Raw genomic sequence first — 15,423 nt, forward strand, 5'->3', positions numbered from 1 at the left:
CACGGAGGTGGCGCAATGACTGAACCGCTCTCAGTCGGCGTCCTCGGCTACCGCTTCATGGGGAAGGCGCACTCCAACGCGCTCGCCCGCCTGCCGATGTTCTTCCCCGACGCGCCCGACGTGGAGCGCTCCGTCATCGTCGGCCGCAACGAGGAGGCGCTCGCCGACGCCGCCGACCGGTTCGGCTTCGAATCGACTGCGACCGACTGGCGCGACGTGGTCGACGACGTGGACGTGTTCTACAACCTCGGCCCGAACCACCTCCACGCCGAACCCTCCGTCGCCGCGCTCGAAGCCGGTGCCAGCGTCTTCTGCGAGAAGCCGCTCGCGCCGACGCTCGACGAGGCCGAGGCGATGCGCGACGCCGCCCGCGCGGCCGACGGCGTCGCCGGCTGCGCGTTCAACTACCGCTTCGTCCCCGCCATCCAGTACGCGAAAGGACTCATCGAGAACGGCGAACTCGGCGAGATTCGGCACGTCCGCGGGCGCTATCTCCAGGACTGGCTCGTCGACCCCGAAGCGCCGTGGTCGTGGCGAAACGACGCGGAACTCGCCGGCTCCGGCGCGCTCGGCGACCTCGGCGCGCACACGGTCGACCTCGCGCGCTTCCTCGTCCGCGACGCCGCGGGCGACATCGAACGCATCTCCGGGCACCTCCAGACGTTCGTCGACGAGCGGCCCGTGCCCGGCGCGGACGAGTACAAGCCCGTGACCGTCGACGACGCCTACACCGCGCAGGCGGAGTTCGGAAACGGCGCGGTCGGGAACTTCGAGGCCTCGCGGTTCGCCGACGGGCACAAGAACGACCACACCATCGAGGTTCACGGCTCCGAGGGGAGCCTGCAGTTCTCGCTCGAACGCCTCAACGAACTGGAGGTGAAGACCGGCGACGCCCGCGGCTACGAGACGGTGCTCGTCACCGACGAGGACGACCCCTACCTCGACCACTGGTGGCCCCCGGGCCACGTCCTCGGCTGGGAACACACCTTCGTCCACGAGAACTACGAGTTCCTGTCGGCGGTCGCCGAGGGCGGCGAGTTCTCCCCCTCGTTCGAGGACGCCTACGAGGTCCAGACAGTGCTCGACGCCATCGAGCGCTCCGACGAGACCGGCGAGTGGGTCAGCCTCGGCTGACGGCGTCGAACTGAGCGAAAAGGAACGAACCGCGGGCGAGTCGCCGCCCGCTCAGAACTCGATGACGCCCTCGTCGGTGATGACCTCGTCGATGAGGTCGACCGGCGTGGCGTCGTAGGCGGGGTTCTCCAGTTCGATGCCCTCGACGGGTTCGAGCATGACCTCGCTGGGCGAGCGAATCTCGTTTTCGAAGCGGAAGCCGCCGTCGACGACCTTCGCGCTGGAGCCGACGACCGTGACCGGCACGCCGACCTCGTTGGCGGCGGCGACGAGCGGGAACGTCCCGATGCGGTTGTAGAGCGTCTCCTCGACGATGCAGTCCATGCCGATGATGACGCGGTCGCACTTGGGGAGGAACATCCCCGACGCGCCGTCGACCATCAGGTGCGGTTCGACGTCGTCGATGGCGGCGAGTTCGCGCGCGAACTTCCGGCCGAGGAAGCGCGGGCGGGCCTCGGTCACGTAGGCGGTGAGTTCCGCGCCGTCGGCGACGGCGAGTTCGACGGCCTCCATGACCGTCGAGGAGTAGTCGTGAGTGAGGAACGTCTGGCCGTCCTCGATGGTCGCGGCCGCCTGTTGGGCCGCGCGGCGCTTGCCCGTCTCGACGGTCTCGACCACGCGGTCGATGGTCGCCAAGGTGAGTTCCCGCGCCTCGTCGAGGTCGTCGACCTCGCCTTGGATGCTGTGCAGCACGTCCTGTAAGGCGTTGTACAAAGACGCGTGCGACGGGTTCGCCCGCTTGAGCGCGCCGACGTTGCGCTCGAGGTCGCGTTCGAACTCCTCGACGGTCGCGTAGTCGCGCTCCGTCAGCTCCGCGAGCGCCCGCGTGGCCTTGACGGCGACGACCGAGGAGCTGTGCGTCTGCATCTCGCGAATCTCCTCGATGGTCTCGTCTATCATACGAGAACGTCGCCGTATCGTGTGAAAGAGTTTCCGGGAGCGAGCGCCGCCGCGGGCGCGGACGCGGACCTCGGGCGGGGCTCGGTTCGGCTCAGTTCTCCGCGTCGATGTCGGTGTCCAACTCCGCTTCGGGGGGCGTCCCGCCGTCGCCCGCGTTGGTCCGCTTGGCGTAGACGAACAGGGCGACGGCGGTCACGAACCAGATGACCGCGCCGACGCGAATCGCGAACTCGGCGCGCGCGCCCCACGTCTGGAGCCCCGCGTTCACGGAGAGGACCGCGACGATGGGCGACCCGACGAGAATCGTCGTGACGAAGGTCATCTGCATGACCCACCCGTAATCGACGCCGTCCGGATTCGAGCGCTCGACTGGTTGCACGGGTAGCAGTATCACGGCGACGGCTAATGCGTGCCGGTTCGCGTTCGCGACCCGCGTCCCGACGGTCCGGTGTGCCCCGGCCTCAGCAGGCGGCGCTTTTCGAGGTCGGTTCGGTCGGAACCTCGTAGTCGACGAGGATGCTCGACGACCCGTCCTCGTGTTCGATGACGACCCGGTAGCGCTGGCCCGCCTCGCAGACGGGGTTCAGCGCGCCGTCGGAACCGGCACCGTCGATGTGGGCGTACTCGCCCGCGGGGCCGACCGTCTCGCCGCCGGTCCACACGTCTTCCCACGCGATGCGGTTGTTGGCGTCGTCGACGACGAACACCCGACTGCCGTCTTCGAGACTGCCGAACTCGTGGGTGATGTTGATGTACGCGCCGTTCGCCCCGTTATCCGGGCCGTCGGGGTGGTAGTCCACGTCGAACGACACCTGCGGTTGTGGCTCGGAGAGCACGTCCTCGAACCCCATCACCATCACGCCGACCGTGGCGGCGAGGAGGACGACGATGACGACGAGGAGCGAGACGCCGACGACCGGCGAGAGGCCGCGGGCGGAGCGGTCGTTGGAGGGCGACGAGGCGGGCATGCGTCGTTCGTACAGGCGCGTTCCGCCGAGTAAAGTGTTCCCTCGGCCGCAGGTTCGGGTGAGCGGGCGCAACGAGCGAACCTCGCGCGGCGCGCTGGGGGTGGCTGATAAGGCTGATAACCCGGACGCGCGAACGGCACGCATGGTCACGGTACGGTCCATTCGAGCGAAGGCTGGTAGCGAGCCCATCACGATGCTCACGGCGTACGACGCGCCGACCGCGAGCGTCGTCGACGAGGCGGGAATCGACATCATCCTCGTCGGCGACAGCATGGGCAACACGGCGCTCGGTTACGACTCGACGCTGCCGGTGACCGTCGAGGACGTGGCGAGCCGGACCGCCGCGGTGGCGCGCGCGGCCGACGACGCCCTCGTCGTCGCCGACATGCCATTCCTCTCGTTCGGCGTGGACGAGGCGTCGAGCGTCGAACACTGCGGTCGGATGCTCAAGGAGGCCGACGCCGACGCGGTCAAACTGGAGTGCGGCCCCCACACCGTCGAGCTGACAGAACACCTCGTCCGGCTCGGTATCCCCGTGATGGCCCACCTCGGTTTGACCCCCCAGCGCGTCAAGGAAGTCGGCTACGGCAGGCAGGGGACGGACCGCGACGACGCACAGGTGATTCTCGACCTCGCGAAGGCCCACGCCGACGCGGGCGCGTTCTCGCTCGTCCTCGAACACGTCCCGGCGAACCTCGCGAAACAGGTCACGGCGGCCATCGACATCCCGACTATCGGCATCGGGGCGGGCCCCGACTGCGACGGGCAGGTGCTCGTCGTCGACGACGTGGTCGGGATGAGCGACCGCACGCCGCCGTTTGCGGCCCAGTTCGGCGACGTGAAATCGGAGATGGAGAAGGCGGTCGGCGCGTACAGGGACGCCGTCGAGGCCGGCGAGTTCCCGGCCGACGAACACAGCCACGTCGAAGACGACCTCGACGAACTGTACTGAGGAGGTTCGCGTCCGCGTCCGCGCGGCTTCAACTCACGCGACGCGGCTGTCGAGGAACGCTTTCACGGTCTCGTTGAACGCCGCCGGCTGTTCGAGCATCGCCAGGTGCGCGGCGTCTTCGATTGTCCCGAGTTCGCAGTCGGGCATCGTCTCGGCGAGGTACTCGTGGTACGACGGCGGCGTCAGTCGGTCGTACTCGCCGACGAGCGCGAGCGTCGGAACCGAAATCCCCTCGATTTCGTCGCGCACGTCGAAGGTGTGACACGACCGGAAGTCGCGGCGGGTGACGGCCTGTCCCGCGTCGTACATCGCTTCTTTGGAGCCCTCGACGAGTCGCTCGTCGTCGGTGTGGAACAGTTTGTCCTCGCCGTGGAGAAAGGAGACGGCGCGGTCGAAGTCGTCGTCGAGCCAGTTCAGCAGGTCCGAGAGCACGGCGAGTTTCGCGCCCGTGCCGGCGAGGACCAGCGCGTCGAGGTCGAGGTCGCGTTCGAGCGCGAGCGTCAGGACGACCGCGCCGCCGAGCGAGTTGCCGACGAGGACGCTCGCGTCGGTCTCCTCGGCCACGGCGACCACGTCGTCGACGTAGGCCGAGAGCGTCTCGTAGCCGACGTCGGCGTTCACGTCGTCGCTGTCGCCGTGGCCGCTCAGGTCCAGCGCGGCGACCGGGTAGTCGCTCGCGAGGCGGAACTGACCGCGCCAGACGCCGTGTGCGCCGCCGCTCCCGTGGACACAGAGGACTGTCGGTCCCTCTCCGCCCGCGTCGCGGTATCGATAGGCTGTCTCCCGTCCGTGGTGGTCCGCCGAGGCCGTCTCCATACCTCGAAACTGGTCGCCGCGAACCAATAAACCCCCACGCCGGCACCGAGTTTCGGGGGCGGTCGTCCCCTCTCGACCGTGTGGGCGACTGCCGTGGCCACTAGTTTGACGTTACTCCGCCGCGAATAGCACGGTGAGGCGTGACGACTGTGAACCGCAATTCAACCGAAATGCGGCATATCGGTGTCGTCACCCGATTCGTCGGAGAAAGATTTATATATTCAAAACGCTAACCTTGGGTTAGACTTACCATGAGCATGCAACAGTTCGCCGGCGGGAACGAGCGGTTCATTCGCCGGTACGAATACGAAGACTGCTGGGTCATCGCGGCCGACGTGGGCCTCTCAGAAGACGAGGTCGACGTGGACATCGTCGGGTCGACGGCCATCGTCGTGGCCGACACCGGCGACCGCGTGACCGAGACGGAGTTCGAACTCCCCGCCGGCGGCGACGCCGACGTGGCGGTTCGAAACGGCGTGCTCACCATCACCCTCACCAAGTAAATGAAACTCATCGTCAAACCCCTCAAACAGAAGGACGCCGGTCGCGGACTCGCCGCTATCGACCGAGCCGCGGCCGCGGAACTCGACCTCGAAGGCGGAGATTTCATCCGCATCGACGGTCCGAACGACGGGACCGCCATCGCCCGCGTCTGGCCCGGTTACCCCGAAGACCAGGGAACCGGTATCATCCGCATCGACGGTCGTCTCCGCCAGCAGGCCGGCGTCGGCATCGACGAGCGCGTGGACGTGGAGAAAGCCGACGTGAAGCCCGCAAAGCGCGTCACTATCGCGCTCCCGCAGAACCTCCGCATCGGCGGTAACATCGGGACCTACATCCGCGACAAGCTCTCCGGCCAGCCGGTCGCGCAGGGCCAGAGCGTCCAGCTTCCGCTCGGCTTCGGCTTCATGAGCGCGTCGAACCAGTCGGTCCCCATCAAAATCGCGTCGACCGACCCCGACGGCACCGTCGTCGTCACCGACAACACCGAGTTCCAGGTGAGCCAGAAGCCCGCCGAGCAGATTAAGGACTCCGCGCCGGGCGACGACGGCGGCCCCTCCGTCACCTACGAGGACATCGGCGGCCTCGACAAGGAACTCGAACAGGTCCGGGAGATGATCGAACTCCCGATGCGCCACCCCGAGCTGTTCAAGCGCCTCGGCATCGAGCCGCCGAAGGGCGTTCTCCTGCACGGCCCGCCGGGGACGGGGAAGACCCTCATCGCGAAGGCCGTCGCCAACGAAATCGACGCCTCGTTCCACACCATCTCCGGCCCGGAGATCATGTCGAAGTACTACGGGGAGTCCGAAGAGCAGCTCCGCGAAATCTTCGAGGAGGCCACGGAGAACTCGCCCGCCATCGTCTTCATCGACGAGATAGACTCCATCGCGCCCAAGCGCAGCGAGGCCGGCGGTGACGTGGAACGCCGCGTCGTCGCCCAACTGCTGTCGCTCATGGACGGCCTCGACGAGCGCGGCGAGGTCGTCGTCATCGGCGCGACCAACCGCGTGGACGCCATCGACAACGCGCTCCGCCGCGGCGGGCGCTTCGACCGCGAAATCGAAATCGGCGTGCCGGACCGCGACGGTCGCAAGGAGATCATGCAGGTCCACACGCGGAACATGCCGCTGACCGACGACGTGGACCTCGACGCCTACGCCGACAGCACGCACGGCTTCGTCGGGGCGGACCTCGAATCGCTGGCCAAGGAGTCGGCGATGCACGCCCTGCGGCGCATCCGGCCGCAACTCGACCTCGACGCCGAGGAGATAGACGCCGAGGTGCTCGAAGGCCTCAAAGTCACGGAAGACGACTTCAGACAGGCGCTCAAGAGCATCGAGCCCTCGGCGCTCCGCGAGGTGTTCGTCGAGGTTCCCGACGTCACGTGGGAGGACGTGGGCGGACTCGAATCCACCAAGGAACGCCTCCGCGAGACCATCCAGTGGCCCCTCGAATACCCCGAGGTGTTCCAGCAGATGGACATGGACGCCGCCAAGGGCGTTCTGATGTACGGCCCGCCGGGCACCGGGAAGACCCTGCTGGCGAAGGCCGTCGCCAACGAGGCGGAGTCGAACTTCATCTCCATCAAGGGCCCCGAACTCCTGAACAAGTTCGTCGGCGAGTCCGAAAAGGGCGTCCGCGAGGTGTTCAAGAAGGCCCGCGAGAACGCTCCGACGGTGGTGTTCTTCGACGAAATCGACTCCATCGCGACCGAGCGCGGCCGCGACTCGTCGAGTTCGGGCGTCACCGAGCGCGTCGTCTCCCAACTGCTCACCGAACTCGACGGCCTCGAAGCGCTCGAAGACGTGGTCGTCATCGCGACGACCAACCGGCCGGACCTCATCGACTCGGCGCTCCTGCGCCCCGGCCGCCTCGACCGCCACGTCCACGTGCCCGTGCCCGACGAGGACGCCCGCCGCGCCATCCTCGACGTGCACACCCGCGAAAAGCCGCTGGCCGACGACGTCGACCTCGATAAAATCGCGTCGAAGACCGACGGCTACGTCGGTGCCGACCTCGAAGCGCTCGCCCGCGAGGCGTCGATGAACGCCTCCCGCGAGTTCATCCGGAGCGTCGAGAAGGAGGACATCGGCGAGAGCGTCGGTAACGTCCGCGTGACGATGGAACACTTCGAGAACGCCCTCGACGAAATCGGCGCGAGCGTCACCGACGACGTGCGCCGCCGCTACGAGGAGATCGAAGAGCGCTTCCAGAAGAGCGAGGTCGAACGCGACCGCGAGACCGAAGTCGGCCGCACCTTCCAGTAAGCGCCTCGTAACGCCCCTTCAGACGTATTTTTCGAACGCGTCCCAGCCACCGAGCGACGGCGACTGTTCGCCTACCATCCGCCCGACTCAGAGGCGCGACCGTCACGTTCATATCACTCCCGTCTGCTACGTAGTGGTACGCGGTTCTCGGGATACGCAATAATCAACGAGTTCTACGTTTATTTCACCGGAAATGCGGTGTGTCTCCCGTCGTTTGTAAAGAATGTACTCGGTCAGTAGTTGTCGGTTCGGCGCGAGACGGAGACCGGGCGGTCCGGCGGGGCGGGGCAGTCGCCCGGTCGAGGTGGTCTCCCCGTTCAGCCGTCCAGTTCGTCGAGGTCGGCGAGGATTTCGTCGGCGTGGCCGTCGGGCGAGACGCCCTCGTAGACCCGCTCGACGGTCCCGTCGGGGCCGACGAGGTACGAGTTGCGGAAGACGCCGTCGAACGTCTTGCCGAACATGTTCTTTTCGCCGTACGAGCCGTACGCCGAGGAGACGCTGCCGTCTTCGTCCGACAGGAGCGTGAAGGGGAGGTCGTACTTCTCGGCGAACGAGTCGAGGTCCGAGACGGGGTCGTCGCTGATGCCGAGAACCGTCGCGTCGCGCTCCTCGAACTCGTCCCACGAGTCGCGGAAGCCGCAGGCCTCGGTGGTACAGCCCGGCGTGTCGGCGCGCGGGTAGAAGTAGACCACGACGTGCTCGCCGCGGAAGTCGGAAAGCGAGACGAGGTCGCCGCGCTGGTCGGGCAGTTCGAAGTCGGGGGCGTCGTCGCCAATGTCGAGCATAGCCACCAGTTCCGGCGGCGGGAAGAAGGGTCTTTCTCAGTCGAGTTTCTCGGCCGCGCCGCGCTCGACCAGCGGGTCGGCGTTGGCCGACGGGAGCGTCACCACGTCCTCGGTGGCGAGGTCGTACTCGCGCTCGTCGACGCCGAGGATGGTCCCCACGTCGGCGGTGATGCGGACCGTCTCGCGCTCGTCGGCGAGGCCGGAAAGCGGGTCGTCGGCGGAGGGTTCCACCGTGTCGGCTTCGCCCGCTGACGGGGCCGCGGTCTCCGGGTTTGGTTCGTCCGGCGGAACCGCGGGACCGGAGTCCGCGGGGGCGGAATCGGTCGACGCCGCGGCGGCCTCGGTGGCCGGTCGGTCGGTCCCCGACTCCGCGTTCGATACGTCGTCGCCGGTCCCGCCGCCCATCGCGTCCGCGAGCACGTCGCCCGCGGCCGAGTCGCCGGTGGGGGTCTCGGAGCCGTCGGTGGCCGTCTCGGAGCCGTCGGCGTCGGTGCCGATGCCGGTCGGCGCGGTCTCTGGGTCGGGTTCGTCCGGCGGAATCGCGGGTCCGGAATCGCCGGGCGCGCCCGGTTCCGCGGTCGTCACGTCGGTCGCCGAAACGGCGTCCTTCGGGGAGTCGGCGGCCGACACGTCTTCGAGCGCGGAGAGCACCGTGCCGCGGTTCTCCTCGATGCGGTCGACGAGGTCGTCGAACAGCCGCTTTTCCTCGTGGGTCAGCCCGTCCGTCTCGGAGGACATCCCCGCGGCCGCGAAGCTCGCGGCCTTGACGACCTTGCCGACGCGGCGCTCGTAGATGGAGGTGACGACCTCCTCCGCGGTCTCGATTTCGTCCGTGAGCCGCCGAATCTCCGGCGAGTAGTGGGTGCCGAGCTGTTCGGCCTTCTCCTCGCGTTTCGCCTTCTGCTCGGCGATGAACTCCGCGACGTCCTCGTAGAACGACTCGCGGAGGTGCTGTAGGCTGTCTTTCTGTCGCTCCGTCCGAAGCACGCTCCTGAGGTCGTCTACGTTCATTCTGTCACCTTCTCGGCTCGACCGCGGGTCATGAGAAACACGCCGAGGCTCTCGTCTACCGACTGCACGCCCGAGTCGAGTGTAAAGCTATCGCCGTCGAACTCGACCTCGCCGGGGTCGGTCACTTTGACGGCGATGTCGCGGCCGCGGAAGCGGTCCGGGACCGCGTCGGAGAGGGGGTCGAAATCGTCGATTTCGTCGCGGTCGAGCGGTTCGACGACGAGTCCCGACCCGCCGTGGAGGCTCTTCGGGAGGCGAATCAGCCGTTTCGTGTCGGTCGTCACGGGTTCGTCTATCGGCGAGGTCTCGTCCTCGACGGTCTCGTGGGCGAGCGCCTCGACCAGGGTCCGGACGCCCGGGCCGCCGGCCTCGACGTTGCCCTCGCGGACGGCGTCGGGGTTGTTCCGGAACGCGCCGAGAATCGTCTTCGCGCGCCCGTCGCCGATGCCGTCGAGTTCCTTCAACCGCGAGAGCGCGGCGTCTTCTTCCATCTCCAACAGCGCGTCCACGAACGCGAGGAGTCGCCGGTGGGTCCGCCGGCCCCACCCGCCCTCGGTTCGGAGGACGCGCTGGGTCGTCGTCCCGTGCTGTCGCGTCTCGACGAGCGCGTCGAAGTCGAGGTCGATGGCGCGGATGTAATCGACCACCTCGCGGCGGGCCTCGCTGTCGAGGCCGCGGACCGACTCGTCGCGCACGTGGACGTGGTAGCCGCGGCCGCCGGAGAACACGGCCTGCATCTCCTCGAACGCGAAGTCGTCTTCGAGGAGGTTCAGCAGGTCCAACAGGGCCTCCTTCCCGGCGTCGAGCATGTCGGCGTACCCCGTCGTCTCGGGGTCGACGCCGGGGAGGTGGTCCGCGTCGATGTCGAAGACGAGGTCGGCCTCGCGCCAGTCCTTGTCGTCCATCGAGGCCGCGCCGGGGTCCGAAAACCGGGCCGACGAGAAGTAGACGTGCCGGGGCGCGCTCCGGGCGAGGTAGTCCGAGAGGTCGCCGAGGTCGAGAAGCGACTGGTGGCGGTGCATCCGCGTGCCGCCGGCCGACCACGGGATGACGCCCCACTCACGTTCGCCCGGGGCGGGCGGGAGCGGAACGTCGGTGCTCCGGTAGTAGTCACCGAAGCGACCTTCGAGGTACTCGCGAGTGCGCCCGTCCATACACCTCGGGTTCCGGAGGCGCGGGTAAAGCCATTACGTCTCCCCACGGCCGTGGTCGTTTCTCTCACGTCCGTGATGTGCGTATGCTTATCATTGTCGTTCGTGTATGAGGCGGTGTGACCGACATGGAGTACACTTACCTCGGCGACACCGGCCTCGAAGTCTCGCGGCTCTGTCTGGGCTGTATGAACTTCGGTTCCAGCGCGGAGTGGATGATGAACGACAGGCAGGCGAGTCTCGACCTCCTCGAGGGCGCGCTCGACGCCGGCATCAACTTCCTCGACACGGCGAACGCCTACTCCCGCGGGGAGTCGGAGGAGATCGTCGGCGAGGCCATCGCCGAGCGCGACCGCGAGGAACTCGCCATCGCGACGAAGGTCTACTTCCCGATGGGCGACGGGCCGAACAAGTCCGGGCTCTCGCGCAAGCACATCATCGACCAGGCGCACGCGAGCCTCGACCGCCTCGGCACCGACTACATCGACCTCTATCAGATTCACCGCTGGGACGACGGGGTCCCCATCGAGGAGACGCTCTCGGCGCTCGACTACCTCGTCGAGGAGGGGCTCGTCCGCTACGTCGGCGCGAGCACGATGTCTTCGTACCAGTTCACGAGGGCGCTGTACACCGCCGACGTGGAGAACTTCGAACGCTTCGCCTGCATGCAACCGGAGTACAACGCGGTCGACCGCCACGAGGAGGCGAACCTGCTTCCGGTCTGCGAGGGCGAGGGCATCGGCGTCATCCCGTGGTCGCCGCTCGCGGGCGGCTTCCTCACGGGCAAGTACGAGCGCGACGCCGAGGTCCCGGCGGACACGCGCGCGGAGTCGGACGAGTACACGTCGAACCGCTTCACCGACGAGAACTGGGCCGTCATCGACGCGATTCGCTCGCTCGCCGAGGAGAAAGGGGCGACGCCCGCGCAGGTGTCGCTCGCGTGGCTCCTCCACAAACCCGTCGTGGACGCGCCCATCATCGGGCCGCGCCGACTCGACCACCTCGAAGAGAACGTCGGCGCGCTCGACGTGGACCTGAGCGAAAGCGATATCGAGCGAATCGAGGCCCCGAAGACGCCGCGGTGGCCCGCGCCGGGTAAAGACTAAGCGTCAACGGCGCTATATTTTATAAACAATCGTTACAAATACTCTATTGATTGAATTTCGGACTGCCGAGACTATTGACAAGTAATTTACTACAACACCGGTAGTGGCCAGCACCAAAACTATAAATAATCACTAATTGTAGAATACAGACTGTAATGGTTGATGCTGACTCACGCAAGGGCAAGCGTACTGGCGTCTCTCGACGCAATTTTGTGAAGGCGGCCGGCGCATCGGGCGTCGCCGTCGGACTGGCCGGGTGCATTAGCACCGGCGGCGGAGACGGGAACGGCGGCGGAAACGGTGGCACCGACACCGACACCGACACGCCGATTAACACCGAAGAGACCACCGACGACATCACGCTTCAGTGGGCCGCCGACACCCGCGTCGCGGAGTCGGAAGAGGAAGTCGTGCAGGCGCTCCGGGACGCCGGCCTCCCGGAGAACATCGATATCGACATCCTCGCCGGGTCGCAGGTGACGGACAACCGGCAGGCGCAGTACCAGCAGTGGCTCTCCGGCGGTCGCTCGGAGCCGACGCTGCTCATGATGGACAGCGGGTGGACGATTCCGTTCATCGCGCGGAACCAACTGCAGAACCTCTCGCAGTCGCTCCCGGAGGAGCTGACAAGCACCATCGAAGAGGAGTACTTCGAGGCCAGCGTCTCGACGGCGAAGGGGTCGAACGGCGACCTCTACGGCCAGCCGCTGTTCCCCGACTTCCCGACGGTCCAGTACCGAAAGGACCTGCTCCGAAACGCGGGTTACACCGACGACGACTTCTCGACGTGGGCAACCGAGTCGATGTCGTGGGAAGACTTCTCGCGCGTCACGAAGGAGGCGCTCGACGCCAACCCCGACATCGAGAACGGGTTTACCTTCCAGGCGAACGTCTACGAGGGGCTGTCGTGCTGTGACTTCAACGAGTTCATGACCTCGTACGGCGGCGCGTACTTCGGCGGCCGCGAGAACCTGTTCGGCCCCATCGGCGACCGACCCATCACGGTCGAAGAAGAGCCGGTTATCAACGCGATTCGGATGGTCCGGACGCTCATCCACGGCGAGGACGACGAGTACGCCCTCGACGGCATCACGGGCGGCATCTCGCCCGAGGCGGTCCTCCAGTGGACCGAGGACCCGTCCCGACAGCCGTTCACGACGGGCAACGCGGTCATGCACCGCAACTGGCCGTACTCCATCGTCATCAACGGCGCGGAGCCGTCGGAGGAGAACGACCAGACCGGCTTCGGCGAGGACCTCGGCGTCATGCCGATTCCGTACGGCGTCACCGCCGACGAGGCCCAGTACGAGGGCACGGGCGGCCCCGTCGCCGCCCTCGGCGGCTGGCACATGACGATGAACCCGAACTCCTCGGACGAACAGAAGCAGGCCGCGGTGCAGGTGCTTCGGACGATGCAAACCGAGCAGTTCCAGCTCGATATGTTCCGCATCATCGGCTGGATTCCGCCGCGCCCGTCGCTGCTCGAATCCGACCAGGCCGCCGAGGTGCCCATCATCGGGCGCTACCTCGACGCCCTGAAGGTCGCCGGCGAGAACGCGATTCCGCGCCCGGTCACCGTCGTCTGGCCGCAGCAGTCCGGTCGCATCTCACAGGAGGTCAACGCCGCGTTCGCCCAGGAGAAATCCCCCGAACAGGCGATGTCCGACCTCGCATCACAGCTCGAACAGATCGAGCAGAACGCGTAGAGCAACGTCTTTACCGAGACGTAACCAACATACACGTTATCATTTGACATGGCTACAGAACAACAATCAGGGGAGGCACTTTCCGACACCCGGCGGAGCGGCCCGTACGCGTCGGCCGTCAACTGGATGGAGTCGCTCTCCGAGACGCAGTTCGCGTACCTGCTTCTGACGCCCGCGCTCGTTCTCTTGGGGGTAATCGCCGTCTACCCGCTGGTCTCGACGTTCAGCATGTCGCTGTTCGCCGACCAGTTGACGGGGAGCGCGCGACTCGGCGAGTTCGTCGGATTGCAGAACTACGTCGACCTGTTCACCGGCGCGCGCAACTACGCGCTCCCGTCGCAGTTCCTCCCGACGTTCAGCTCAGAGTTCCCGTTCGTCACGAACATCTACTCCAGCGCGCTCGCGGTGACGCTCATCTTCACCGTCTTCAGCGTGCTGTTCGAAACGCTCATCGGCTTCGGTCAGGCGCTCATCCTCGACCAGGACTTCCGCGGTCGGCGCTGGGTCCGCGTCGCCATCATCATCCCGTGGGCCGTTCCCATCGTCATCCAGGGGATGATCTGGTACCTGATGTTCCAGCCGAACATCGGATTCCTCGTCGGCACGTCAGAGAACCCGGCGCTGTTGAACCAGCTCGGTCTCATCGGCACGACGCCGCTTCGGAACACCGCGGACGCGCTGTTCCTCATCATCGTGGCCGACGTGTGGAAGACCTCGGCGTTCATGGCGCTTCTCATCCTCGCGGGGATGCAGAGCATCGACCGCTCGCTGTACGACGTGGCGAAGGTCGCCGGCGCGTCGCGCTGGCAGCAGTTCAAGCTCATCACCTTCCCGCTCATCCTGCCGACGGTGCTCGTCGCGATGCTGTTCCGCACCATCGACGCGATGCGCGTCTACGGTATCATCCAGACCATGNCCTTCCCGCTCATCCTGCCGACGGTGCTCGTCGCGATGCTGTTCCGCACCATCGACGCGATGCGCGTCTACGGTATCATCCAGACCATGGCCGGCTGTCAGACGGTCCCGTCGCTGTCGTGTCTCGTCGTCACGACGTTCAACACGCCGCTGTACGGGACCTCGGCGACCGTGGCGTTCGTCACCGCGGGCATCATCGCCGTCGTGGTCTCGGTGTACATCGTGAACTTCGCCAGCGAGGGTCTCTAAGATGTCCAGCGAAACTTCGGGAGCCGGCATCGGCTCCGACGACGCCGACATGGAACAGGGGCCGCTCGGCCGCTGGGTCGACTCGGCCATCAAGAACCCCGACAGGGTCTACCGCGCGATGTTCTACGTCGCGATGCTGTTCTTCCTGGTGACGACCCTGTTCCCGTTCTACTGGCTGCTCGTGCTCGCGCTCACGCCGAACAACCTCATCGCCAACATGGGACTCGTACCGAAGGGATTCAACCCCGAGGTGTTCATCGCGATGTTCGAACGGGTGCCGTTCCACCTCTACATGTTCAACAGCTTCGTGCTGGGCATCACGACCACCGTGCTCGTGTTGCTCATCGCCAGCCTCGCGGGGTACGTCTTCGGCCGCCTCCGGTTCCCCGGCAAGGGCGTGCTGATGCTCGGCATCCTCGCCATCAGCTACTTCCCGCCGGCGGCGTTCCTCATCCCGCTGTTCGAGCTGTTCACGGGGAACACCTCGCTCAGCATCGGGATGGTGACGATATCGACGCCGGACCTGTTCAACACGCCGGCACCGATGGTGTTCCCGTTCAGCGCGCTGTTCCTGCCGCTGTCGATATTCATCCTCACGACCTTCTACGGGCAGATTCCCGACGGGTTGGAGGACGCCGCGCGGGTGGAGGGAACGACCAGACTGGGCGCGCTGTTCCGCGTCATCGTGCCGCTTTCGGCACCCGGCGTGGCGACCGCGGGCGTCCTCACGTTCATCAGCGTCTACAACGAGTTCTTTTTCTCGTTCCTGATGAACAACGGTGAGGCCGACTCGTGGGCGCCCATCGTCGCGGGGATCCTGAAGTATCAGGGACAGTTCGACACCCCGTACAACCTGATGGCCGCCGCCTCCATCGTGGGAGTCTTACCCGTGGCCATCCTTGTCATCATCGCACAGGAACGCATCGTGAGTGGACTGACTGCAGGAGCGCTGAAGGAGTAAC

At 66.5% G+C, this 15,423-nt stretch carries 15 protein-coding genes; 8 read left to right on the top strand and 7 right to left on the bottom strand.

Going from position 1 to position 15,423, the window contains the following annotated elements; all coding sequences use genetic code 11:
• Positions 1–15: 15 nt before the first annotated feature.
• Positions 16–1,134, top strand: coding sequence for a Gfo/Idh/MocA family protein (locus C454_RS08740; RefSeq protein ID WP_004974652.1), 1,119 nt, complete (start codon positions 16–18; stop codon positions 1,132–1,134).
• Between the two features lie 51 nt (positions 1,135–1,185).
• Here the strand turns inward: C454_RS08740 and C454_RS08745 are convergent, their stop codons facing one another.
• The 3 genes from C454_RS08745 to C454_RS08755 all read right to left on the bottom strand — a co-directional run bounded on the left by C454_RS08745 (position 1,186) and on the right by C454_RS08755 (position 3,002).
• Positions 1,186–2,034, bottom strand: a complete 849-nt coding sequence (locus C454_RS08745; RefSeq protein WP_004974654.1) for a translation initiation factor eIF-2B — start codon at positions 2,032–2,034, stop codon at positions 1,186–1,188.
• A gap of 91 nt (positions 2,035–2,125) precedes the next feature.
• The gene (locus C454_RS08750) at positions 2,126–2,362 is read right to left on the bottom strand and encodes a DUF5822 domain-containing protein (RefSeq protein WP_004974655.1); all 237 of its coding nucleotides are present in this window, start codon (positions 2,360–2,362) and stop codon (positions 2,126–2,128) included.
• A 133-nt stretch (positions 2,363–2,495) separates the two neighbouring features.
• Positions 2,496–3,002: a type IV pilin gene (locus C454_RS08755; protein WP_004974656.1), complete on the bottom strand. Its 507-nt coding sequence runs from the start codon at positions 3,000–3,002 to the stop codon at positions 2,496–2,498.
• Positions 3,003–3,144: 142 nt separating this feature from the next.
• On the opposite strand from C454_RS08755, the gene panB reads away from it, so the two are divergent.
• Entirely contained in the window at positions 3,145–3,954 is an 810-nt protein-coding gene (gene panB, locus C454_RS08760) for a 3-methyl-2-oxobutanoate hydroxymethyltransferase (RefSeq protein ID WP_004974657.1), read from the top strand.
• 33 nt (positions 3,955–3,987) lie between these two features.
• On the opposite strand, the gene C454_RS08765 is transcribed toward panB, so the two are convergent.
• On the bottom strand, positions 3,988–4,770 hold the full coding sequence (locus tag C454_RS08765; protein WP_004974658.1) for an alpha/beta fold hydrolase: 783 nt from the start codon (positions 4,768–4,770) through the stop codon (positions 3,988–3,990).
• A 251-nt stretch (positions 4,771–5,021) separates the two neighbouring features.
• Between C454_RS08765 and C454_RS08770 the strand changes: the two genes are divergently transcribed.
• Both C454_RS08770 and C454_RS08775 read left to right on the top strand, forming a co-directional pair.
• Positions 5,022–5,273: an Hsp20/alpha crystallin family protein gene (locus tag C454_RS08770; protein ID WP_049905056.1), complete on the top strand. Its 252-nt coding sequence runs from the start codon at positions 5,022–5,024 to the stop codon at positions 5,271–5,273.
• Positions 5,274–7,538: a CDC48 family AAA ATPase gene (locus tag C454_RS08775; RefSeq protein WP_004974660.1), complete on the top strand. Its 2,265-nt coding sequence runs from the start codon at positions 5,274–5,276 to the stop codon at positions 7,536–7,538. It abuts the gene before it with no gap.
• Between the two features lie 317 nt (positions 7,539–7,855).
• On the opposite strand, the gene bcp is transcribed toward C454_RS08775, so the two are convergent.
• From bcp to priS, 3 genes are read right to left on the bottom strand one after another with little or no spacing between them, the layout of a single operon-like run.
• Positions 7,856–8,323, bottom strand: a complete 468-nt coding sequence (bcp, locus tag C454_RS08780; RefSeq protein ID WP_004974661.1) for a thioredoxin-dependent thiol peroxidase — start codon at positions 8,321–8,323, stop codon at positions 7,856–7,858.
• A 36-nt stretch (positions 8,324–8,359) separates the two neighbouring features.
• Positions 8,360–9,334 (bottom strand): DNA replication complex subunit Gins51, encoded by a 975-nt coding sequence (locus C454_RS08785; protein WP_004974666.1) that lies wholly within the window; start codon positions 9,332–9,334, stop codon positions 8,360–8,362.
• On the bottom strand, positions 9,331–10,488 hold the full coding sequence (gene priS, locus C454_RS08790) for a DNA primase small subunit PriS (protein ID WP_004974668.1): 1,158 nt from the start codon (positions 10,486–10,488) through the stop codon (positions 9,331–9,333). Before priS ends, C454_RS08785 begins: the two co-directional genes overlap by 4 nt.
• Positions 10,489–10,613: 125 nt before the next feature.
• Between priS and C454_RS08795 the strand changes: the two genes are divergently transcribed.
• From C454_RS08795 to C454_RS08810, 4 genes are all read left to right on the top strand, one after another.
• Positions 10,614–11,591 (top strand): aldo/keto reductase, encoded by a 978-nt coding sequence (locus C454_RS08795; protein ID WP_193363456.1) that lies wholly within the window; start codon positions 10,614–10,616, stop codon positions 11,589–11,591.
• A gap of 155 nt (positions 11,592–11,746) precedes the next feature.
• Complete coding sequence (locus C454_RS08800; protein ID WP_081605194.1) at positions 11,747–13,297, top strand: substrate-binding domain-containing protein; 1,551 nt, start codon at positions 11,747–11,749, stop codon at positions 13,295–13,297.
• Positions 13,298–13,423: 126 nt separating this feature from the next.
• Entirely contained in the window at positions 13,424–14,461 is a 1,038-nt protein-coding gene (locus C454_RS08805) for a carbohydrate ABC transporter permease (protein ID WP_004974676.1), read from the top strand.
• Between the two features lies 1 nt (position 14,462).
• Positions 14,463–15,422, top strand: coding sequence for a carbohydrate ABC transporter permease (locus C454_RS08810; protein ID WP_004974678.1), 960 nt, complete (start codon positions 14,463–14,465; stop codon positions 15,420–15,422).
• Position 15,423: the final 1 nt, after the last annotated feature.

The organism is Haloferax gibbonsii ATCC 33959 (genome assembly GCF_000336775.1).
In the GTDB taxonomy this organism is placed as follows: domain Archaea; phylum Halobacteriota; class Halobacteria; order Halobacteriales; family Haloferacaceae; genus Haloferax; species Haloferax gibbonsii.

What these genes read in the sequence shown, in the direction of transcription:
- C454_RS08740 (WP_004974652.1), top strand. Translation starts at nt 16, where the DNA reads ATGACTGAACCGCTCTCAGTCGGCGTCCTCGGCTACCGCTTCATGGGG.
- C454_RS08745 (WP_004974654.1), bottom strand. Translation starts at nt 2,034, where the DNA reads ATGATAGACGAGACCATCGAGGAGATTCGCGAGATGCAGACGCACAGC.
- C454_RS08750 (WP_004974655.1), bottom strand. Translation starts at nt 2,362, where the DNA reads ATGCAGATGACCTTCGTCACGACGATTCTCGTCGGGTCGCCCATCGTC.
- C454_RS08755 (WP_004974656.1), bottom strand. Translation starts at nt 3,002, where the DNA reads ATGCCCGCCTCGTCGCCCTCCAACGACCGCTCCGCCCGCGGCCTCTCG.
- panB (WP_004974657.1), top strand. Translation starts at nt 3,145, where the DNA reads ATGGTCACGGTACGGTCCATTCGAGCGAAGGCTGGTAGCGAGCCCATC.
- C454_RS08765 (WP_004974658.1), bottom strand. Translation starts at nt 4,770, where the DNA reads ATGGAGACGGCCTCGGCGGACCACCACGGACGGGAGACAGCCTATCGA.
- C454_RS08770 (WP_049905056.1), top strand. Translation starts at nt 5,022, where the DNA reads ATGAGCATGCAACAGTTCGCCGGCGGGAACGAGCGGTTCATTCGCCGG.
- C454_RS08775 (WP_004974660.1), top strand. Translation starts at nt 5,274, where the DNA reads ATGAAACTCATCGTCAAACCCCTCAAACAGAAGGACGCCGGTCGCGGA.
- bcp (WP_004974661.1), bottom strand. Translation starts at nt 8,323, where the DNA reads ATGCTCGACATTGGCGACGACGCCCCCGACTTCGAACTGCCCGACCAG.
- C454_RS08785 (WP_004974666.1), bottom strand. Translation starts at nt 9,334, where the DNA reads ATGAACGTAGACGACCTCAGGAGCGTGCTTCGGACGGAGCGACAGAAA.
- priS (WP_004974668.1), bottom strand. Translation starts at nt 10,488, where the DNA reads ATGGACGGGCGCACTCGCGAGTACCTCGAAGGTCGCTTCGGTGACTAC.
- C454_RS08795 (WP_193363456.1), top strand. Translation starts at nt 10,614, where the DNA reads ATGGAGTACACTTACCTCGGCGACACCGGCCTCGAAGTCTCGCGGCTC.
- C454_RS08800 (WP_081605194.1), top strand. Translation starts at nt 11,747, where the DNA reads ATGGTTGATGCTGACTCACGCAAGGGCAAGCGTACTGGCGTCTCTCGA.
- C454_RS08810 (WP_004974678.1), top strand. Translation starts at nt 14,463, where the DNA reads ATGTCCAGCGAAACTTCGGGAGCCGGCATCGGCTCCGACGACGCCGAC.